This is a genomic window from Embleya sp. NBC_00888, assembly GCF_045207655.1.
In the GTDB taxonomy this organism is placed as follows: Bacteria; Actinomycetota; Actinomycetes; order Streptomycetales; family Streptomycetaceae; genus Embleya.
Genome location: NZ_CP108784.1, coordinates 7,838,587 through 7,858,028, shown reverse-complemented (window position 1 = coordinate 7,858,028; position 19,442 = coordinate 7,838,587). Strand labels below are relative to the sequence as shown.

The following is a 19,442-nucleotide window of genomic DNA, read 5'->3' as shown; positions in this document are numbered from 1 at the left end:
GTCATGCATCGCCACCGAACGGCTGCGCAACCGTTGCCCCCGGCGCGGGCGCCGTGACCGCGGGCGCTGTGACCGCGAGAGCACGACGGCTGCTCGTTCCCGCCCTGTATACGAGGATCTCTCAGTCGTCTTCATGAGACATGGGCACCGTGGCCGAGTCGTTCTTCGCGGCTTTGAAGAACGGATGGCTCCGCCGCTACGTCGTCCGCTCGGTGGACAGTGGGGCGTGCGTCGTCTCATCCGGTTGCGCCGGGCGCGCGGGGCGGAAGAGTGTGAGCGCCGTGGCGGCGGCGAGTCCGGCGCTGATGGCGGCGGCGCCGAACGCGGTCGCCACACCGTGTGTAAGGACGTGTTCGGGGCTCTGCGTGGGGGGCGCCCCGCGCGTCGCGGCGCCGAACACGGTTACCCACACCGCCAGTCCCAGGGTGCCGCCCATCCACTGCGTGGTCTGCAACAGCCCCGACGCCGCGCCCGATTCGTGCGCGGCGACGCCCGACAGGCCGTAGATGTTCAGCGGCGTCATGGCGATGCCGGCGCCCGCTCCGATGAGTATCACCGGTCCGAGGACGCCCGTCGGGTACCCGGTGGCGTCCCCGAGGCGGGCAAGCCACACGAGCCCGGTGGTGCAGGCGAGCGCGCCGACCACCACCGGCCACGCGGTGCCCACGCGCCGGGCGAGCGCGGGCGCGAGCCTGGCCATCGTGAACTGGGCGGCCATCAGGGGCAGGAAGGCCAGGCCGCTCTCGACCGGGCCGAGGCCCCGCCCTTCCTGGAAGTACCGGCCGAGCATGAAGAGCACGCTGAACATCGCGGCCGAATAGAACGCGACGATGGGCAGTACCCGGGCAAGGGTGCCGGACACGGCCAGGCGCAGCGGTAGGACGGGCTCGGCGGCGCGCCGCTCGACCAGCCGGAACGCGGGCAGGAGGACGACCGCGGCGGCGAGGCCCGCGAGGGTGCGGCCGTCGTGCCAGCCATCGGACGCCGCGCGGATGAAGGCGTATACCAGGGCGGTGATTCCGGCGGTGCCGGTCAGCGCGCCGGCGAGGTCGAAGCGTGGGCGCACGGCCGGGGCGGGCCGCTCCGGCTCGCGGACGACACGTATGGCGAGCGCGACGAGCAGCGCGCCGAGCGGCACGTTGACAAGGAAGACCCAGCGCCACGAGGCGAGTTGGGTGAGCACGCCGCCGAGGATGAGGCCGACGGACGCGCCGCCGCCGAGGACCGCCGAGTACCACGACAGGGCGCGCGCCCGTGCGGGTCCCTCGAACGTGCTGACGATGAGGGCCATCGTGCTGGGCCCGACGAGCGCGCCGCCGACGCCTTGCAGGACACGGGCGCCGACCAGCCACCAGGCCCACGGTGCGAGGCCCGCGAGCAGCGAGGCCGCGGTGAACAGCAGGACGCCGGCGAGGAACATCCGGCGGCGCCCGAATGCGTCCCCGAGCCGCCCGCCGAGCAGGAGCAGGCCGCCGAAGGCGAGCGTGTACGCGTTGAGTACCCACGATGACGCGGTCGGCGAGAGGTGGAGGGCGGAGCCCATGTCGGGCAGCGCGAGGTTGACCACGGTGACGTCGATGCCGATGAGCAGCATCGAGCCGGTGACGACCGCGAGTACGAGGCCGACCCCCCGGGCTCCGGGCCCGGGTGGGCCGCCGGAAGACCCGGGTGAGGACCCGGCCGGCGCTTCGGATGACGCCTCGGATGCGCTGGACGCGTTGGACGCGGCGGATCCGTTGGACGCGGTGGTAGAAGGCATGGCTGACCTCCGAAGGTCAGGACAGGGGAATTTAAGAGACAGATGAGTCTCCTATGAGGACTATAGGAGACTGGATAGTCTCTTACAAGGGAATGGGGATACTGGAGTCCGCAGACGAGAAAGGTGACCGCGTTGGAACCCCCCTCCGGAGAACCCCGCCACGCCGCGGCGTCACCCACCCGACGGCGCGGCCGCGAGCTCCAACAGGCCATCTACCAGGCGACCTTCGAGCAACTGCGCGAGGTCGGCTACGCGGGCCTGACGATGGACGGCGTCGCCGCCGCCGCGCGGACCGGCAAGGCCCCGCTGTACCGGCGCTGGCCCGACAAGGACGCCCTGCTCGTCGACGCGCTGCGCGACCGACTGCCCTCGGCCGACGACATCCCGCTCGCCGGCGACCTGCGATCCGACCTGATCGCGATCCTGCGGTTCCTGCACAGCGCGTGCACGATCACCGCCGACACGGCACTACAGACGGTCAAGCAGCAGTCCGAGGCCACACACGCGATGGTGCGCGAACGCATTTCCGAACCGACCCGGCGCCTGATGCTGCAGACCCTGCGCGCGGCGGAAGAGCGCGGCGACACACGCCCCGGTTCCGCGACCCCCCTCACCGCCCGCGTCGGCCCGGCCATGATCACCTACCAAAACCTGAGCGCACCCGCGGAACTCACCGACGAATTCGTGGTGTCCGTCGTCGACGACGTCCTGCTCCCCATGCTGCGCGGCCCGGCCTGAGCCCGGCAGTCACCGCGTCGCCCACGCTCGGCACCCGGGTCGGGCAACCGCGTCGGGCAACCGACGGGCGGCCGCGACGGCAACACCCGCCACCTGCGGGCCCACACCGCCCCGCCCCCTCGGGCCCGGAGCACCGGTTTCAAATATTCGACCTCGCCCCGGCGGCAGGCCGGGAGTTCCACAAGGATGTCGTCGACGGCGAGGACTCGGGAGCCTATGTCCTCCACGGCACCGTCACCCTCGCCGCCATCCGACTCAGGCTCACGCTCACGCTCAGGCCATGATCCCCACAACGCCGCCCGGCCGCTGAACGCGGAACGGGGGGCGCCGTCACGCCCTCACGCCATCACACGCGAACATAGGACGGCACGGTTGTACGAAGTGGTTCGAGGGAGCGTCGCCGCGAGGTATGAGCAGGCAGAATCGATTCGGCGAAGGCATGAGCAAGCGGGATATCCGTCGGGGGATCCTCTCGGACTACTCCAGGGCACGAGCCGCACAGCGCGATCCCGACCTGATCGGGCGGGTCGGCCGCCCGACGTACCGGTTCTCCGGGTACGCGTCCGTGGACGAGGCGCTTGGCGCGACTGCTCTGGACGGACCCCGCATGAACGGCTTGGGCCAGGCCTTCGTCAACCTCGCCCAGGAAGCCCGGACGATCGACGAGACCGCCAAGCGGGAGCAGGAAGCCGCGGCGAAGGCGGACAAGGCGAGCGGACGGGGCAAGCAGAACCGGAAGCCCGACCGGGGGCAGGCACCCGCCGGCGGGAAGCGCCGCGGATTCTGGAATCGCTCCGGGCCGCGGAAGCCCGCCGATGAAAGGTCCGTGGACGAGAAGTTCCAGGAGCAACTGGCGGCCCGGACCAGGGAGAAGGTGTGGGAGGCGGTCGTGGCCCGGAACCTGGTTCCACGGCCGCGGGAGATCACCGGTCAGGCCGCCGACGAACGTGCCGGTGAGCTCGCCGACTATCACGAGTGGCAGGCGTCCCAGGAACACCTGCGCGCGGACCTCGACGAAATCACGGCCACCACCCTCGAAGACATGGTCGACCACTACAGCCGAGACCGTGTCGTCCCGGGCACGGCCCTCCTGGCCGACGCGGCCCGACAGTTGAGGGCGGCCGGTGTCGAGCAGCGGATCCACGCGATGCACAGCGAGACCCGCCTCCAGTTGGCCGGGCTGCACGCCACGGCCGAGGAGTTCGCGAGCACCGATGGCGCCGCATACGAGGACTTCAGCAGAGACGCGATCCCGAACGCGGCAGCGTCGATCAGGCTCCAATGGAGGGAAGACCTGCCGATGACCGTCGAGGCCCTGGATGACATCGCCGAGCGCGTGCAGGCGGCTTGGGCGGTGCAGGCACGCGAGTTCGAGCGGGAAGCCGAGGGCTACCGCAATCAACTCGCGGAGCACACCGAGGCTTTCCCACCCCAAGGGTTCATCGAGCTCGTCGCCGACAGAAAGGAATTCGCCGGAGCGATCCTGGAGGATCTCGCGCACGGCCGTACGACACCGACAGAGCCCGACGTCTTCGCCGACCGTATCCAGATGTTGGAGGACCGCTCGGCCACAGTCCTGAACCCGGACACGCCCTCGCTGGTGCAGGGCTCCGGTATCGAGCCCGACGGGAGGGCGGACGGGAACGTGATCGGACCGGCCGGCCGGGGGCTGTCGGCGGGCGCGGGCGCGGAGTGGTCCGTGGACGGTAGGGGCGTGAACAGGATTCTGGGCGAGGCCGACACGGCCATCGCCGGAATCGACGCCTCCCTGGCCCGCACGGAGAAGCGACAGGCCGCATCCGAGTCCGCGGCGGTCGACGAGGGGGCCCGGGGAACGGGGAACGCGAGCGGGGGACAAGGCGAGGCACCGCCGGGCGCGCCGTCCCGCCTCAAGGCCGCCGCCGCCGGGTTCGTGCCGACGTCCGGGCCGACAGGCGACCGCGACCCCGGAAACCACCCGAAGCCCGCCCCCGAGGTGGACGCTCCCGGTGTCGCCAGGACATCCGAGCGCGGGCCGCGTCCGGGTGCCGCCCCACACGCCGGACAGGCATCGGGGCCGGAAGTCCCGCGGCGAACGCCGGGCGAGGGCTCCGCGCCGCAAGCCACCGATCCAGCACGAGGGACACCGCCCCCGGGCCCACGACGAGAGCACGGAATCGGCCGATAGCCGCGTTGGGAACCGCCTGCCGACTCCTTCGGAGACCAGGAGCTCCCCGGTCGATCGTCCGCGGAGCCGGATCGCGATGGCTGCCGCCGTTGGGATGCCGAGGTAGACGTAGCGGCGCTTGTCGTCGCGTGTGTGACGACCGCGCGGGACTGAGACCGAGACGTGGCCATCGCCGCGGGTGAGGTCGTCGAGCGGGCCAGGGTCCGAGTGCGTGCGGCCTGTTGGCGTTCGTGGACGGCGCGCCGCAGGTGGGTGGTGTTGGCCGTGGATGTTGCTCGGCCCGACCTCGGTGTCGATGCGCCACCGGATGAAGCGTTCGCACGCCTGGCGCAGCCACGGCTGGTCGATGACGTCGAACCGAGCATCCGGTTGAGGCCGGGGAACCCCAGCCGGCGCAGACGCCGACAGTCGCGCGTGTACTCGTGCTCGCGGGCGTTGTTCCCGGTGAGGTCTTCGAGGTGGTCGATGGTGAACGGCCTTCGAGGCTGGTGAACGGCACGAACGGCGTCGTCTCCTTCTTGGTCCGCGTCGTGCGCGGCAAGGGCCACCGTGATTCCTCCGCGGCCGGCGGCGGGGCGACGCCCACACTCGCGAGTGATCCTCAGGTGTAATGGTGCCGCCGGGTATTGGAACTGTACGAATGCCTCTGCGGGTCACGTGTCCTGTGCGTCTGGTGCCCTGACGAGGAGGGGTGTCAGGGCTGTGCGGAGATCTTCGATCCGTCGGTAGTGGAGGGCGGTCATCCCTACTTCGCGGGCTGCTGTGACGTTGGTGGCGGTGTCGTCGATGAACAGACAGCGGTGGACCGGGGTGCCGACCCGTTCGGCGGCCAGGTGGTAAACCCGGGGGTCGGGCTTGATCAGGCCGATACGGGCGGTGTTCACTACGGTATCGGCGAGATCATCGAGCCTTTGTCGGGCGAGGTCCCGCTCCAGCCGGGTGGTCGCGTTGGAGAGCAAGGCGACGGTTGCGACTGCACGGGCCCGGGCGAGGAGAGACACGACCTCGTGGTCGACGCTTGGCACCAGATCGGACCAGGCGGTGACTGCGGCGTGGGCGCGGTCCGTCGACCCACATATTCCAGCGAGGTCCTCGGCCACCGCGGAGCGCCATTGTTCATCGGTGATCGCTCCGGTGATCGCGGGGTGCAGCCGGGACGGCGTGAAGGCTGCGGCCGCGAGCGCCCCTACGGGAAGTCCATGGCTGCGTTCGAGGTCATCGGCGCTCGGCCAGTGCCGAAGCACGCCGTCGATGTCGCAGAGCACGGCGTCGTAGGGGCGGGAATTCATGATGCGGACTCCTTGGTGGTGGTTGTTCGCGACCTCACTTCGACGGCGTAGTCGGCCCAATCATCGGCGGAGAGGCGTAGGCGTGCGCACGCAGGCGTGATGCGCGCGCCGCCCGTTGAAGACGTACAGCCGCCGCGATGCGCGTCCTCGACCCCGCGGACATCCTCCGCCGGTCTCATCCGGCGCGGCCGAGCCGAAGCCGGCACTCGCCGGTGCCATTCGACCCAGGACCCGCCCGTGCGATGGACTCGGCACCGCAACCCGCCCGCACAGGACGCCCCTTCACACGGCTTATGACCTGCACGGACATCGAAACGTCGCCGGCATGCACGCGACGCGCCATTCCCACAAGATCGCATGTTCCGACAATCCTGCGACCGGATGACGTCGGATGGTCACCACGACATCACCGACCGCCGCCAACTCCTCCGATGGGATGTCCTCGGCTTCCATCCCACGAGTTGATGGGGGGTCCACGTCACCGATGTCACGCTCATGCGGGCCGCCCTCCGCAACGACGCGCTCCCTCGCCGGCGCGGAGGAAGCGGCTTTCCTCCATCGAAGGAGTCGATCCGTGGGTACGAGTAGTGTTCCCCGTCCGATATTACGGCGCTCGATGGCCGCTTCCGCCGCCTTCACGACGCTCGCGTGCATGGCCGTGGGCATCCAGGCCGCCCCCGCGTACGCGGATTCGCCCGACTGCAACCCGAACATCACCCGCTATCGCGGCACGCCCATCACCGCGGTGCTCACGCCGGTCATCACCGAGTGGGACAGCTTCGCCATCGCGCCGGGTACCTCCATCGACCAGACCCGCACCCTCACCCAGGTGAACTCGGTCAGCACATCGGTCAACAACAGCGTCGACTTCTCGTCCGAGGACAAGACCACCCTCGGCAGCGTCGGCACCAAGTTCGGTCTCAGCGTCGCCACCAGCGCCGGCAGCACCACGACCAGCACCCTGACGGAAGACGTCCACTTCAACCAACCCGGTGTCTACGGGCTCTACCGCGGCACCGAGCGGGTGGAAGGCCAGTGGCTCCTGGAAATCTGCGGCCGCACCGGCCCCACCACCGGCAAGTGGGTCTGGGTCGGCGGCAGCGCCGGCACGGGAACGTACGTCACCTACACATTCCCCGATCAGGGCACCGTCTCGTGTGCCCAAGCCGAACCCCCCGGCACCGTGCGCGCGGTCGCCCGTGCCCGCCTGCACTGCTGATCGGTCCGGTCCCACGCCCCGTCCCACCAACCCCGAAATGGTAGGGAACCGATGAAGCGTACGACCCGAACCCTGTTACCGATCCGGCGCCTCGTCGCCGCGGTCACCACCACGATCGTCGCGGCGGCGATGCTCCTCACCGCCTCGCCCACCGCCCAGGCCGGTCCGTCCTGGCCGTCGGACATGGACTGTGGGGGCGTCTACATCATCCACACCAACAGCGGCATGCTCCTCGACTTCGACCAGAACCGCTGGGAACCCCTGCACGGCAGGGTCATCCAAATGCCCTGGAACGACTGGGACGACGAGAAGTGGACCATGTGCCGCACTCGGCCGGTCTTCGGCGGGCCCATCGACGATTTCGAGTACACATTCGTCACCAGGTGGGCCGGTGGCCCGTGGTGCATGGGCGTCACCGGAGGCGCCGCCCACGAGGGCGCCATGCTCAAGGTCGAGGACTGCAACAACCTTCCGCACCAGCGGTTCAAACTGTTCTTCAGCGACGGCCCCATGGCGCACCCCCGGCCGTTCGTCATGCAGGTCCAGCACACCAAGATGTTCGTCTCCATCCCGAGCTTCTCGGTGGTCGGCGCGGTTACCGAACAACACCGCTATACGGCCGACATGTTCTGGCTCGAGCAGGTCTGACGGCCGTCCCGGCGTCGTCGAGACCCCCGGGGCGCTGAGCCCAGCACCCCGGCGCAACGTCAGGGGCGGGCCGGCGGTGGTCGGGCGACCACCGCCGGCCCGTCCGGCACATCGAAACCTCCCCCTGAGTCGCGACGCCACAGCATCGAGCGGCGACCGGGCGCATCGTGCCGCACGCTCCGCGGCCGGCGTACCTCGAACCCCGAGCAGGCCCGGTCGGTGACCCGGCCACCCTCCGGGAACACCGCGGCATAGGAAGGACGTTGTGCCCTATCACTGGGCACACGAAAAGCACGAAACGGCACCCTTGAGGAGCTGGTGCCCGGATACACCGTCGGCGGCGACGGCATCCGATCCTGGGCGCAGCAGCAGAGGCGAGCAGCGGTACGCGCCAAACTCAGGCCGGGACAGCTCCGGCAGCTTGACGAACTCGGCATCGAACCCCAAGGAGGCGAGGGCTCGGCGGCTGGTGACGACCGTCGATCAAGTCGACGCGCATGCGATCCATCCCGTAGACCGGGCGCACGACGCGCTTGGGCCCCTTGTCGGGGGTGAAGATGGCGAACTCCTTGCAATCCTTGCGCACGACGCCGGTCCAGCGGGATGGTCTCGCCGAGCGGCGGGTAGGTGGTGGAGGTTGGAGGAGGAGCCCGTGTGCCGCTCGATGAGCTTCAGGGCCTCGATGACGGGCTTGCGCCGATGATTGGAGGAGTGGAACTCCACGGGAAGTTCGTGCCGTGCCTTGGGAAACCGGTCGCGGCAGGTCAGGAACTTGAGCTGAATACTGAAGCCCAACCTCGTGGCCCCCGCTTTGCTCCGTAACCACCCCGCCTCATCGCTGTCCGGGGTGAAGTGGTCCACCAGCGTGTCCAGACCCGGATCCCGCCCCACCGCGCAGCCCCTTCCGCCCGCCCCCGTGATCACCTCTCCGGCTGGACGGTGGAGCCGCCGACGCAGGACAGGCGCGGATATCGGTGACGGCAGGGCTTGCGAACCCGCTACAGGCGGGGCCGATGGTGCGCGCACCCGAACCCGGGGACCGATCAGCCGGCCGGGATGACGTAGGCGCGCGCGAATGACCGCGGTCCTGGTCCGGCACGACCGCTTGGACGAGTTGCGTCTGCTCGCCACCGGGCTACACGCCCGCCGAGCCGTCGGCTCCTTGGCGGAGCGGTTGAAGCAGTCGGGCCGCGTCGCCGATGCCGTGGCGGTGCTGCGCTCGGCCCTCGAGGTGGAAGTTCCTTGTCTCGCCGGCGGGTTGGCGCTCCAGCCGGCTCGCAGCCGCCGTCTCGATGAGGCGGTGGAGGCCGTGCGTCCGGAGTTGGATCACGCGACTGCGGGTGTCTGATGGTCGAGTTCCTCGAACTCCCAGGAGGCGCTCCCGGCACAGCCCAGGGCTGCGGTGGTCGGTGGTCGGTGGTCGGCCGGTCGGGGTCGAACCGCTGGCACGGACGCTCGGCGTGACCAAGGGCAGCTTCTACGCGCACTACCGGAACCGGGACGAGCTGATCACGGCAGCACTCGCCGAATGGGGGCGAAGCCACGGCGAAGAGAGCCTCGCCGAATTCGCCGCGATCACCGATCCGGCACAGCGGTTGCGCGAGTTGCTCACCACGGTCGTGCACGCCGTCCAACCGCCGGCGCCATCGGTGCACTTGAGCCTGCTCGGCGACCGCAACGACCCACGGGTCAAAGATGTGGTGCGCCAGGTGAACCGGGCCCGGCTGGAACTCCTGGCTCGTACCTACCGCGAGCTCGGCCTGACACCGGACCGGGCGGCGTCCCGGGCCCATGTCGCCTACGCGGCCATCCTCGGGCTGTTGCACCTGGCACAAACCGATCCGGACGCCCCGCACTCCGCCGTCCTCGCCGACGAGGCGGTCGCCGTCTTCCTGCCATGAGGCGGTCACGCTCTTCCTGCCGTCATGACGGTGCGCGCAGTGGAGGTCGCCGTTGGCCTTGTTGCGGGCGACCAGGTCGGGGAGGCTGTCGTTGGTGACGTCGCCGGGGGCGACGATGTCGAAGCCCCGCGGACCGGATCCGCCGACCAGGATTGGGGCACCGAGAGATCACCGTGGATCGGGCACTCCGCGGTGTTGCTGGTGCGCCGAGCTTCACGTTCAGGTCGTTGCCGCATCCGGTCGGGCGGTGTCCTGCGTGCGGGCAGTGGGCCTGCGTGTCGACCGCGCGTGGTGTCTCCGTACGTTCCCTCGTTCGGCGAGGTCGACGAACGACGCCCCCCCGACCCGGAGTTCCGGCGGACGTGGCCCGGCTGCTCGACGACTGCGGCGGAGTGCCGGGGGCGGGCCAATGGCGGCTGTGCAACGGAGGGGGTTGGGGGATCATAGGCGAGTGCCGCCGGCCCCCTGCGACCCGGATCGCACATCGGGTCCCCGGCGACCCGGATCGCACATCGGGTCCCCGGTGATCCGGATCGCACGCAATCACCGCCGGCAACGGAGCTGATCGTGGTGTAGCGGTGGACGCTAATGGATCCCCAATACACGGTCCACCGCGATCTCGAGGACCACGCGGCCCGGCGGATCAGGCGGCGGCGAGCCGTACCGGGCGGCGTAGCGGCGGACAGCTTCGTCGACTCGCCGCGCATCGGCGGACAGCGTCGCGGGGCCTTCCAGGGTGATCCACCGGAAGCCTGCCGGCCGGCAGATCGCGGCCCGGCTTCCCGGGGTGGCCGACACGTTCCGTGCCTTGCGTGTCGTGTCGATCGTCAGGACCCGGACCAGTCCCGACGCGTCGTCCCAGGTGAAGCGGACGACCACCACGTGCGGCGAGCCGTCGGGACGAAGTGTCGTCAGCGTCCCGACGCTCGGAGACACCAACAGCGTCTCGGCAGACGGGTTCACTTCCCCGCCTTCTGCAGTGCGTTGGCGTTCTTGCGCGTGTCGGCCTTCGTCCGCGCCTCGGCCTTCTTCTCCGCCTTGGCCTTCTTCTCTGCCTTGACCTGGCGCAGGATCAACCTGGGGATGCTCATCGGGACGTCTCGGGTCGCCACTCCCATGGCCTTCCCGACGAACCGACCATCCTCCAGTTGGCTCAACATGGCGGCGGCGAGATCGGTCCGCGCGGTGTAGAGGCCATCGACGCTGTCCTCGCCGACTTCGAAGTTCGTCACCTCGTGGTGCTCGAAGAGCCCGCCGGGACGCACGATCGTCCAGTCCAGATCGCTTGTCCTCATCAGCGCTTCCATGCGGCGCATGTCGTCGTGCGCCGTCTTCGCGATCCTGCGATTGACGAGAGGGTCCATGACGAGGTTGAAGAAGTGCTCGCCGGTGGGTCGCCAGGCGGGGTCCGTCACGCTGGAGCTGACCGCCAAGAGGCGCTTCACGCCGTGTTGTTCCATGCCCGCGAGGATGTTCCGTACGCCGCCCGAGTAGACCGTGACCGACTCCCGGGTCGGTGGCACTCCCAGCGCCGAGACCACCGCGTCGCTGCCCGCGACCGCCGAGGCGACGGCGTCCGCGTCGGCCACATCCACACCGGCGACGGTGAGGCCCTCGCGGGGGGCCAGGGCATCGGCCCGCCGGGAGACGGCGGTGACGAGGTGGCCGGCGGCGAGGGCCTGGTCGGTGAGCCGGCGGCCGGTCGGACCGGTGGCGCCGAAGACGGTGATGCGCATGTGTTCGCTCCTTGTTCCCGCCCCGGACGTCCCCGGGGCTCGACAGACGCCGACTCTGCCTGGGCGAAGGCGTGGTATTCAAAGACGATGAATAAATCTCGGGGCCGTCCGCGGGGCAACCCGCCGACCAGAGCGCTCATCGCCGAAGCCGCCCGCGGCCTGTTCCTCGAGCACGGATACCGCCGTACGACCCTGCGAGCCATCGCCGCGGCGGCCGGCGTGGACCAGGCGCTCATCAAGTACCACTTCGGATCGAAACAACGGCTGTTCGGCGAGGTCACGGAGCTGCAGTGCGCTCAGTCGCTGGGGCTCACCGAGGCGCTGCACGGTGACCCGGCAGGGGTCGCCGACAGGATCCTGGCGGCCGTCACGGACCTGTGGGACGCCACGGTGGTCAACCGCGACGCACTGCAGGACGAGAACGTGATGGCAGTCCTGCGGGAGTACCTCGACGGCGAGGTGCTCCCGCAGATTGCTGAATATCTCGGGGGGACGGACGCGACCGAGCGCGCGACCGCCGTCGTCACGGTGATCGGCGGATTGATCTTCACGCGGTACCTGCAACCGCTGCCGGCTGCGAAACGCCTGTCCCCGGCCGACGTGCGACGCGTGTTGGGGCCGACACTTCGGGCGGCGCTTCAGGGCGGACGGGTACGGAGCGGGACGCGCCGCGCGGCGGCCTGACCTCGCGGGGCGGGGAGGCGGTGTGCGGGGCCTGCTGCCCACGCGAAACTGAGAAGCAGCGTGCCGGGGATTGCCGAGCGGCCGGACTGCGTTCGGCCGCCGTACAGGGAACCTCGTGCGGTGCGTCTCGGGATCCTGTCTCGGGATCTGCCGTCGGGTGGCCCGGTATGCCTGCGCGGTCCCTTCCCGGCCTGGCCTTGGTCGGCCGGCGGGTGGATGCACGTTGATCGCTGGAGTGGAAGGCACCCTCGACCCGAAACGCGCACCACGCGGGCACTCCCCCGCCTCGCGTCCCACCACCCGCCGGCGTGCTGCCGGACGCATCGGCAGCCTCACCTGCCTGATCCGCCAAGCCGCCGTCACCGCCATCGCTGACGGCACCCGACTCGTCACCGAAACCGGCCACGCGGCCCGTTCGGGCCGCGCCACCGAGACCCGACGCCACCCGCAACACACCGACCACCACCGCCGGAAGTGCTCCCGTGCGGTGGGGTGGCGCTCTTGGGCCGGGGCTCTCCGGCTGGTGTCTTGCGGTTGGTGGCATGGGTTGGATCTTGACGATCGTTGGTGTCGACTGCGAGCATCGGCGACATGCAGACGCGATTGGTGCTCACGCGGCGACGCCATGTCGACCTCTCGCGTGTCTCCAGCGCCTTCTGTTGCGCCGAGGCCTGATTCCGGGTTCGACCCCGTAGGCCCGCCCCCTTTCCCGTGCTCACGTCCACTGCTGGACGGCGGTTGTCGGGCGATCACCGCAGCCACGGCGCCTGAACCCGGCGTCCGGCGTGCCCGGCCCGTCCGGTGTGCCCGGTGCGTTCGTCGTGTTCGGTGACATCGGCGTACTGAAGATTTCGGGAGCATCCGCAATCGACGGTATCCGCAACGGGAGTTCCGCGTGTCCGCGCCTGCCGACGGCCACGGCTTCGCGAGCGTGGGCTTCGACTCCGCGGGCCTGAGCTTTCACGACGACCGGGACGAACTCGGCCGGCGCCTCACCGGGAGCGGGAGCGTCGCCCTCGACGGGGCGTGGACGCTGTGGTCCTCGGCGGTCGGCCGCGTCGACAAGGTGTCCCGGCACCGCACGTACAACACCCTCGATGTGCCGACGATCCAAGCCGACGAGCCAAGCGGAGTCTTCCCGTGTCCCTCACCTTTCACTGGTTCCTGCCCACCAACGGCGACAGCCGACATGTCGTCGGCGGCGGCCACGGAGCCCCGGTCACCACCTCCGGGCGGGACCGGCCGCCGACGGTCGCATACCTGAGTCAGATTGCCCGCGCCGCCGAGGATCTCGGCTTCGTCGGTGCACTCACACCCACCGGCGCATGGTGCGAGGACGCCTGGTTGACCACCGCGATGGTCGCTCAGCACAGTGAACGGCTGAAGTTCCTGGTCGCGTTCCGGCCCGGTTTCATCTCGCCTACGCTGGCCGCGCAGATGGCCTCCACCTTCCAACGCCAGACCCGTGGACGGCTGTTGCTCAATGTCGTCACCGGAGGCGAGAGCCAAGAGCAGCGCGCCTACGGCGACTTCCTCGACAAGGACGCCCGCTACCGGCGTACCGGTGAGTTCCTGGAGATCGTGCGCGGCCTGTGGGAGGGCAAGACCGTCGATGCGCGTGGCGAACACCTCCGGGTCGAGGCCGCGGCGCTGGCCCGGGTCCCCGATCCGGTGCCCGAGGTGTACTTCGGCGGTTCTTCGGCCCTCGCCGGAGAGGTCGCGGCCCGACACGTGGACGTGTACCTCACCTGGGGCGAGCCACCGGCCCGGGTCGCGGAGAAGATCGCGTGGATCCGCGGCCTGGCGGCGGGACACGGACGCGTGCTGCGCTTCGGCATCCGCCTGCACGTGATCACCCGCGACACCTCGGCACAGGCGTGGGCGGAGGCGGAACGGCTGTTGGCCGGCTTCGATCCCGAAACGGTGAGATCCGTACAGGCGGGGCTGGCCCGCAGCGAGTCGGAGGGGCAACGACGGATGCTGGCGCTGCACGGGGGCGGCAGCCGGGACGGCTTGGAGATCCATCCCAATCTGTGGGCCGGGATCGGGCTGGTGCGCGGGGGCGCGGGCACGGCGTTGGTCGGCAGCCACGCCGAGGTCGTCGAACTGATCAAGGAGTACGCGGCGTTGGGGATCGAGGAGTTCGTGCTCTCCGGCTATCCGCACCTGGAGGAGGCGTACTGGTTCGGGGAGGGAGTGCTGCCGAGGCTGGCCGCGGAGGGTCTGTGGCGGCACCCGGACGAGGAACGCGCGGTTGGGGCCAGGGACGTGTCGTAGGCGGTGGGGCGAAGCCCGCGAACTGCTCTCGGTCGGCCTGGTCACAGCACGCGGGCTGCCCCGCCACCGCCGATGTCGATGTCGATGTCGATGTCGAATTCGACGCCGACGCCGACGCCGACGCCGACGCCCGCAGCGTGGCCGGCCGGTGTGTCGGGTTCGGCCTGCATCCCGGCCTGCCGGGCGCCTCGGCTGGCCCTGGGCGCCCTGTGGACCGCCGATGAGCCGCAACTCGCCCCGACGGTGGCTCGTCCGTCCTCCGCCGCTTCGCGATGGAGCAATTCCCCGTACGGAATGGAGGAGTTGGCCCACGTCCGTCCGCGTCCCGGCACCTCCGGGGCCGAGCACGGCGAACGGCCCGGCCGTCCGCTCCACCTGCGGATGGCCGGGCCGTTCGGGGTTCAGCGCGGACGAATCATCAATCCTTGTGCTCGTGCACCGTGTTGGTCTCCTGGATCTTCTTCCAGGACTTCGGCTCCGGCAGTACGTCCGCCGCCGTGACACTCGACTTCGCCGGGCTCGGCGCCGCACCGGCCGAGCCCGCCGCGGGCTTCGCCGGCGTGAACAGCCAGGTGTTCAACAGCTCGCCCAGCGGCTTGCCGGAGATCCGCTCCGCGTACGCCTGGAATTGCTGGATGGTGGCATTGCCGTACTTGCGCTCGGTCGGCCACCCCTTCAGGATCTGGAAGAACTTGTCGTCCCCGACGGCGTTGCGCAGCGCCTGCACCGCCACCGCGCCCCGGTCGTAGACGGCGATGTCGAACTGATGGTCCGCGCCCGGGTCGCCGGGCTTGACGGTCCAGAACGCGTGGTCGGCCGGGTAGAGGTTGTAGACGTAGTCGGCCAACTCCTGTGCCGTGCCCTCGTTTTCGTGCTCGGACCACAGCCACTGCGAGTACCGGGCGAAGCCCTCGTTGAGCCAGATGTCACTCCAGCGCTGCACGGACACGCTGTCCCCGTACCACTGGTGGGCCAACTCGTGCACCACGACGGAGGTGTTGGCGCCCCGGGCGAACTGCGCGGGACTGTAGAAGATCTGCCCCTGGGTCTCCAGCGCGTACCCGGTGGGCACGTTGGGCACATAGCCGCCGACCGTGCCGAACGGGTACGCGCCGAAGTAGCCGCTCAGCCAGTCGACCAACTCGCCGGTCCGTTCGACACTGGCCTGCGCCGCACCGGCGTTGTCGCCGAGGTCCTTGCTGTACGCGGTGATCACGGGCAGCCCGCCCGGGGTGGTGTCGGTGCGAATGTCGAACCTGCCGATCGCCAGCGTGGCCAGGTAGGTGGCCTGCGGCTTGGTCTGCCGGTAGTTGTAGCGGGTCCAGCCGGCCCGCGAGCTCTGGGTCGAGGTGCCGTTGCTGACCACCTGGGTGCCGTCGGGCACGAGTACGGACACGTCGAAGGTGGCCTTGTCGGTCGGGTGGTCGTTGCTCGGGTACCACCAGGCCGCGCCCTCCGGCTCGTTGGCGGCGACGCCGCCGTCGGGAGTGCGCAGCCAGGCCGACTGGCCTCCACGCTCGACCTCGCCGGGCTTGTCGGCGTAGCGGACGACGACGGTGATCGGGCTGCCCTTGGTGATCACCCGGGCGGGGGTGACCTCCAGCTCATGCTCACCGGTGCCGGCGAACTTGGCGGTGCGGCCGTTGACCAGCACCTCCTTCACCTTGAGCACGAAGTCGAGGTTGAAGCGGGTGAGGTCCTGGGTCGCGGTGGCCAGGATGGTGGTGGTGCCCTCTAACTCGTCGGTGGCGGGCTGGTACTTGAGCCGGATGTCGTAGTGCGAGACGTCATAGCCGCCGTTGCCGGCGTACGGGTAATAGGGGTCGCCGATGCCCGCCGCTCCCGGGCCGACATTGGCGGCGGAGGCGGGGACGGACAGGAGCATGGCGAGCGCGCCGGCGGCGGCAGAGACGATCAGCCTCTTGCGCACAGTGGTCCTCCACAGGGTAACCGGGAAAACGGGTCGGATCGATCCTTGTCCCCACGGGCCCTCTCCTACGCCCGAACGAACGGATGTTCGCGAGACGAAAGCGCGCCGAAATGGGGGACGCCGCGACCTCGTCGCGACACCGCCCCGGCCGCTGGCTCCTCGGGCCCATCGCCATCGGCGCCGATGCCGGCGCGGGCGTGGGGCGTCGGCATCGGCGAGCCGTACTCTGGCCGCAGGGCGTGATGGCTCCGCCCCGAACGGCTCCCTGATCGACGAGATGGTCCGCGCGGGCACCCGACGCATGCCGGCCGCCGCGCCCGAAGACGAAGTCAACACGTATGTAGCCGAGTTGGCAGCCGAGTGTGATGAGGGCGTTCGCCGGCCGGAGGTCCGCAAACGACTACCACCAGCCGCGGAAGGTCACCACCGCCCCGGGACCATCGAGGTCGAGGCTCCGCGGGTCAACGACAAGCGCGTGGACGAGGCGACCGGGGAACGCAAGCGGTTCTCCTCGGCGATCCTCCCGCCCTGGTGTCGCAAGTCTCCGAAGATCAGCGAGGTACTTCCGCTGCTCCACCTGTACGGGCTGTCATCGGGTTACTTCGTGCCCGCGCTGGTGATGGGGGGTGCCCAGGCGTAAACGAGAGGTGGGGTGGGCGGGGAGTGGGGCACACTTCGCCGGGTGATCGTGATGCAGCCCGTGCTGGAGATGGATGTGCCCGACGGCGACTTCGCCTTCCGGCCCGTCGCCGAGACGAAGCCGTTCGGCTACCTTCCTCTCACCGGTGAGCCGCTGTGCGTCGTGGACGGCTCCACGGGAGTCACGTTGCTGCCCGGCTGCTGCTGTGGGCTGGAGGGCCGGCGTCAGTGGCACGAGGTCGTCGACGGCGGCGAGCGGCCCTGGCTCGGCCACGATCCGCAGCCGACCGCCGAGCGGTTCGGCGACACCGTCCGGCTGACCGTCGGGTCCGGGCAGAGCGACAGCCCGGTGATCGAGCTGTCCGCCTCCGAGCTCGGGCGGCTGCTGGTGGGTGTCGAGCGGGACCTGGCCGACTTCGTCGCGCCGGCGGCCGACTGGGCATCCCGGCACCTGCCCGGCCGCTCCGCCTCTTTGGCGGCCGCCCTTGCCCGCCTGCTCGATCTGCCGTTGCCGGCCGTGCCGCAGAGGCGGTAGGACGAAAGGCCGGTTCCGCTGACCAGGCAGTGGGCAGACGGGCACCGGCATCGTCCTCACGTGAGCACGTTCACGTGCACTTGGTTGGGTACTTGACGAGTACGCCGACACCACCCGCCCCGGGCGCCGGCGCGAACCAGGACGGCATGGATGCGCGGCGCGCGGTAGTTGCCGCACGAGCGCTGGTGGGCCTCAGTGATCTGCCCGGTGAGCTTGGCATCCTCGACGGCTCGGGGCCGGGACCGGGCTGCGGCGGTGGTAAGGGGCGGCTCGGGAGACCTTCAGCAGTTCACAGGCGCATTTGACGCTGTGTGACCTGCGCTTTTCTCCGTCTCGATGAACGGGTGCACCGTCACCGGGTCTCTCTCAGGACCTCCACGGCCTGGCGTAGCCGGGTGTTCTTCCGCCGCCGCCGGGCGAGTTCCTCGATACTCCGCCGCCGGGCGTGAAGGCGAAACCTGGTTGACCCCTCGGCGCGGACCGTTCGAGGGTTTACGCATGACGACTACGCTCCGTCTGGAGAAGATCACCCCTGCCAACTTCGACGACGCCGTCGACCTGCGGGTACGCCCGAACCAGGCGCATCTGGTCGCTCCGGTGGTGAAGTCGCTCGCCCAGGCGTATGTGCATCCGGATACGGCCTGGCCACGTCTGATCCTCGACGGCGACCGGCCCGTCGGGTTCCTCATGGCGTTCTTCGACATCGACATGGCGTTCTTCGACGACGATCCGACCGAAGCCGAAGCCGAAGCCGGGGACGGGGGCAGGGGCGGGAAGGCCACCGACCTGCGTTCGGGGCTGTGGCGCCTGAACATCGCGGCCGGGGAACAACGCCGCGGATATGGCCGGTTCGCGGTCGCGTCCGTGGCCGACGAGATCCGGCGCCGCGGCGGTACCCGCCTGACGACCAGCTGGCACCCCGGCGACGACGGACCGGAGGCCTTCTACCTGAGGCTGGGCTTCCGGCCGACGGGAGAGACCAGCGGAGACGAACGGATAGGCGAACTCGACCTGTCCTGACTCCCACCCATCACCGGGCCTCGAAACCCCCCACCCGGCACGGGTTCGAAACCTCGACCCTCGCGCGCCTCGAACCCGGACCCACGCCGAGGTTCGGAACCCCGACCTCCCGGATGGGTCGCGGCGACTACGAGGCCGACACGAAGCGGCCCTCTCACGGACGAGGCCGCCCATCCCTTGTCGAAAAAGCCCCGACGAGGCAAATCCGCCGGACGGCCCGGCGACACCGACACCGACACGCAGCCGCCTCCACACGAACGACGCCGCTCCCCTTGTCGAAACGGCCTCGACGTCGTGAGCCATACGGCAATGCGCCCGGGGACGTGGGGCGCGGCAGCGGACCGTCGGGCCGGCCGGCGTTCCCGGCGCCGGTCGCTCGGAACGACCACCACCGCGCGCGTGGTGTGGCCTCCCTCCGTCCAGGGCGAAGCTGTTACGCGGCCGCCCGGACGTGGATGGCGACGGCGATGCCTGCGCCGCAGCGGTGGCGTTCTTGACACGTCAAGTGAAACGCGTCGCCCGGAACATCGCCAACGACAGCGCCGCGGCCCGACACGACCACCTCACCCCTGGGAGTGGATGACCGGCGAGCGCGAGGCCCACGAACCGGGTCGCCCGCCGGCGAGGGGCCGTTCCCACCACCCGAGCCCCGGCCCCGGACTCGAAGGGGCCAGGAGCACCGGGCAGCCGGGCGCACGGTCGCCGACACGGCTGCTTTCCCTTTCCCCGCAGCCGCCGGATCGACGAGGCCCTCATCCGTGCCGTGGGCGCTGACGGTGTATCTGCCCTCCAGGGCGGCAGCCGATCACCGTGGCCACCGGATGGGGAGGGGGCGGGCACCGTGTCAACGATCGGACTACGCGGGTCCTCCGGCAGGCCGCGGAGCATCGCGGTGGGTCA

At 70.1% G+C, this 19,442-nt stretch carries 17 protein-coding genes and 1 pseudogene; 12 read left to right on the top strand and 6 right to left on the bottom strand.

Annotation, left to right across the window (positions count from 1 at the left end):
* Window positions 1-196: 196 nt before the first annotated feature.
* The gene (locus OG948_RS33280) at window positions 197-1,759 is read right to left on the bottom strand and encodes an MFS transporter (RefSeq protein ID WP_406300032.1); all 1,563 of its coding nucleotides are present in this window, start codon (window positions 1,757-1,759) and stop codon (window positions 197-199) included.
* Between the two features lie 123 nt (window positions 1,760-1,882).
* Between OG948_RS33280 and OG948_RS33275 the strand changes: the two genes are divergently transcribed.
* Both OG948_RS33275 and OG948_RS33270 read left to right on the top strand, forming a co-directional pair.
* Window positions 1,883-2,497 (top strand): TetR/AcrR family transcriptional regulator, encoded by a 615-nt coding sequence (locus OG948_RS33275; RefSeq protein ID WP_406300031.1) that lies wholly within the window; start codon window positions 1,883-1,885, stop codon window positions 2,495-2,497.
* Window positions 2,498-2,906: 409 nt separating this feature from the next.
* Complete coding sequence (locus tag OG948_RS33270) at window positions 2,907-4,664, top strand: hypothetical protein (protein WP_406300030.1); 1,758 nt, start codon at window positions 2,907-2,909, stop codon at window positions 4,662-4,664.
* Window positions 4,665-5,317: 653 nt separating this feature from the next.
* Here the strand turns inward: OG948_RS33270 and OG948_RS33265 are convergent.
* Entirely contained in the window at window positions 5,318-5,953 is a 636-nt protein-coding gene (locus OG948_RS33265; RefSeq protein WP_406300029.1) for an HAD-IA family hydrolase, read from the bottom strand.
* Between the two features lie 616 nt (window positions 5,954-6,569).
* Here OG948_RS33265 and OG948_RS33260 point away from each other — a divergent pair.
* The 4 genes from OG948_RS33260 (at window position 6,570) to OG948_RS33245 (ending at window position 9,721) form a co-directional block, all read left to right on the top strand.
* On the top strand, window positions 6,570-7,172 hold the full coding sequence (locus OG948_RS33260; RefSeq protein WP_406300028.1) for a hypothetical protein: 603 nt from the start codon (window positions 6,570-6,572) through the stop codon (window positions 7,170-7,172).
* 51 nt (window positions 7,173-7,223) lie between these two features.
* Entirely contained in the window at window positions 7,224-7,820 is a 597-nt protein-coding gene (locus OG948_RS33255; RefSeq protein ID WP_406300027.1) for an RICIN domain-containing protein, read from the top strand.
* 1,075 nt (window positions 7,821-8,895) lie between these two features.
* On the top strand, window positions 8,896-9,168 hold the full coding sequence (locus tag OG948_RS33250; RefSeq protein WP_406300026.1) for a hypothetical protein: 273 nt from the start codon (window positions 8,896-8,898) through the stop codon (window positions 9,166-9,168).
* On the top strand, window positions 9,113-9,721 hold the full coding sequence (locus OG948_RS33245; protein ID WP_406300025.1) for a TetR/AcrR family transcriptional regulator: 609 nt from the start codon (window positions 9,113-9,115) through the stop codon (window positions 9,719-9,721). The genes OG948_RS33250 and OG948_RS33245 overlap by 56 nt, the downstream gene beginning before the upstream one ends.
* A 585-nt stretch (window positions 9,722-10,306) precedes the next feature.
* On the opposite strand, the gene OG948_RS33240 is transcribed toward OG948_RS33245, so the two are convergent.
* Window positions 10,307-10,684, bottom strand: coding sequence for a pyridoxamine 5'-phosphate oxidase family protein (locus OG948_RS33240; protein WP_406300024.1), 378 nt, complete (start codon window positions 10,682-10,684; stop codon window positions 10,307-10,309).
* Window positions 10,681-11,457 carry an NAD(P)-dependent oxidoreductase gene (locus OG948_RS33235; protein ID WP_406300023.1) on the bottom strand — a complete coding sequence of 259 codons (777 nt, stop codon included), beginning with the start codon at window positions 11,455-11,457 and terminating at the stop codon, window positions 10,681-10,683. Before OG948_RS33235 ends, OG948_RS33240 begins: the two co-directional genes overlap by 4 nt.
* Window positions 11,458-11,544: 87 nt before the next feature.
* Between OG948_RS33235 and OG948_RS33230 the strand changes: the two genes are divergently transcribed.
* From OG948_RS33230 to OG948_RS33220, 3 genes are all read left to right on the top strand, one after another.
* The gene (locus OG948_RS33230) at window positions 11,545-12,141 is read left to right on the top strand and encodes a TetR family transcriptional regulator (RefSeq protein WP_406300022.1); all 597 of its coding nucleotides are present in this window, start codon (window positions 11,545-11,547) and stop codon (window positions 12,139-12,141) included.
* 591 nt (window positions 12,142-12,732) lie between these two features.
* The gene (locus OG948_RS33225) at window positions 12,733-12,816 is read left to right on the top strand and encodes a putative leader peptide (protein WP_395867460.1); all 84 of its coding nucleotides are present in this window, start codon (window positions 12,733-12,735) and stop codon (window positions 12,814-12,816) included.
* A 465-nt stretch (window positions 12,817-13,281) separates the two neighbouring features.
* The gene (locus OG948_RS33220; protein ID WP_406300021.1) at window positions 13,282-14,418 is read left to right on the top strand and encodes an LLM class flavin-dependent oxidoreductase; all 1,137 of its coding nucleotides are present in this window, start codon (window positions 13,282-13,284) and stop codon (window positions 14,416-14,418) included.
* Window positions 14,419-14,459: 41 nt separating this feature from the next.
* Here OG948_RS33220 and OG948_RS33215 read toward each other — a convergent pair whose 3' ends face one another.
* Both OG948_RS33215 and OG948_RS33210 read right to left on the bottom strand, forming a co-directional pair.
* Window positions 14,460-14,588, bottom strand: coding sequence for a hypothetical protein (locus tag OG948_RS33215; protein ID WP_406300020.1), 129 nt, complete (start codon window positions 14,586-14,588; stop codon window positions 14,460-14,462).
* Window positions 14,589-14,836: 248 nt separating this feature from the next.
* Window positions 14,837-16,303 (bottom strand): M1 family metallopeptidase, encoded by a 1,467-nt coding sequence (locus OG948_RS33210; RefSeq protein ID WP_406300389.1) that lies wholly within the window; start codon window positions 16,301-16,303, stop codon window positions 14,837-14,839.
* 322 nt (window positions 16,304-16,625) lie between these two features.
* Here OG948_RS33210 and OG948_RS33205 point away from each other — a divergent pair.
* From OG948_RS33205 to OG948_RS33195, 3 genes and pseudogenes are all read left to right on the top strand, one after another.
* Window positions 16,626-16,964 (top strand): annotated as a pseudogene (locus OG948_RS33205) (IS256 family transposase); the annotation flags it as partial.
* Between the two features lie 75 nt (window positions 16,965-17,039).
* A complete protein-coding gene (locus OG948_RS33200; RefSeq protein ID WP_406300388.1) occupies window positions 17,040-17,522 on the top strand; it encodes a hypothetical protein in 483 nt (160 codons plus the stop codon).
* Between the two features lie 498 nt (window positions 17,523-18,020).
* Window positions 18,021-18,542: a GNAT family N-acetyltransferase gene (locus tag OG948_RS33195; protein ID WP_406300019.1), complete on the top strand. Its 522-nt coding sequence runs from the start codon at window positions 18,021-18,023 to the stop codon at window positions 18,540-18,542.
* Window positions 18,543-19,442 lie beyond the last annotated feature (900 nt).

What these genes read in the sequence shown, in the direction of transcription:
- OG948_RS33280 (WP_406300032.1), bottom strand. Translation starts at nt 1,759, where the DNA reads ATGCCTTCTACCACCGCGTCCAACGGATCCGCCGCGTCCAACGCGTCC.
- OG948_RS33270 (WP_406300030.1), top strand. Translation starts at nt 2,907, where the DNA reads ATGAGCAGGCAGAATCGATTCGGCGAAGGCATGAGCAAGCGGGATATC.
- OG948_RS33265 (WP_406300029.1), bottom strand. Translation starts at nt 5,953, where the DNA reads ATGAATTCCCGCCCCTACGACGCCGTGCTCTGCGACATCGACGGCGTG.
- OG948_RS33260 (WP_406300028.1), top strand. Translation starts at nt 6,570, where the DNA reads ATGGCCGCTTCCGCCGCCTTCACGACGCTCGCGTGCATGGCCGTGGGC.
- OG948_RS33255 (WP_406300027.1), top strand. Translation starts at nt 7,224, where the DNA reads ATGAAGCGTACGACCCGAACCCTGTTACCGATCCGGCGCCTCGTCGCC.
- OG948_RS33250 (WP_406300026.1), top strand. Translation starts at nt 8,896, where the DNA reads ATGACCGCGGTCCTGGTCCGGCACGACCGCTTGGACGAGTTGCGTCTG.
- OG948_RS33245 (WP_406300025.1), top strand. Translation starts at nt 9,113, where the DNA reads ATGAGGCGGTGGAGGCCGTGCGTCCGGAGTTGGATCACGCGACTGCGG.
- OG948_RS33235 (WP_406300023.1), bottom strand. Translation starts at nt 11,457, where the DNA reads ATGCGCATCACCGTCTTCGGCGCCACCGGTCCGACCGGCCGCCGGCTC.
- OG948_RS33230 (WP_406300022.1), top strand. Translation starts at nt 11,545, where the DNA reads ATGAATAAATCTCGGGGCCGTCCGCGGGGCAACCCGCCGACCAGAGCG.
- OG948_RS33225 (WP_395867460.1), top strand. Translation starts at nt 12,733, where the DNA reads ATGCAGACGCGATTGGTGCTCACGCGGCGACGCCATGTCGACCTCTCG.
- OG948_RS33215 (WP_406300020.1), bottom strand. Translation starts at nt 14,588, where the DNA reads ATGCAGGCCGAACCCGACACACCGGCCGGCCACGCTGCGGGCGTCGGC.
- OG948_RS33210 (WP_406300389.1), bottom strand. Translation starts at nt 16,303, where the DNA reads ATGCTCCTGTCCGTCCCCGCCTCCGCCGCCAATGTCGGCCCGGGAGCG.
- OG948_RS33200 (WP_406300388.1), top strand. Translation starts at nt 17,040, where the DNA reads ATGCAGCCCGTGCTGGAGATGGATGTGCCCGACGGCGACTTCGCCTTC.
- OG948_RS33195 (WP_406300019.1), top strand. Translation starts at nt 18,021, where the DNA reads ATGACGACTACGCTCCGTCTGGAGAAGATCACCCCTGCCAACTTCGAC.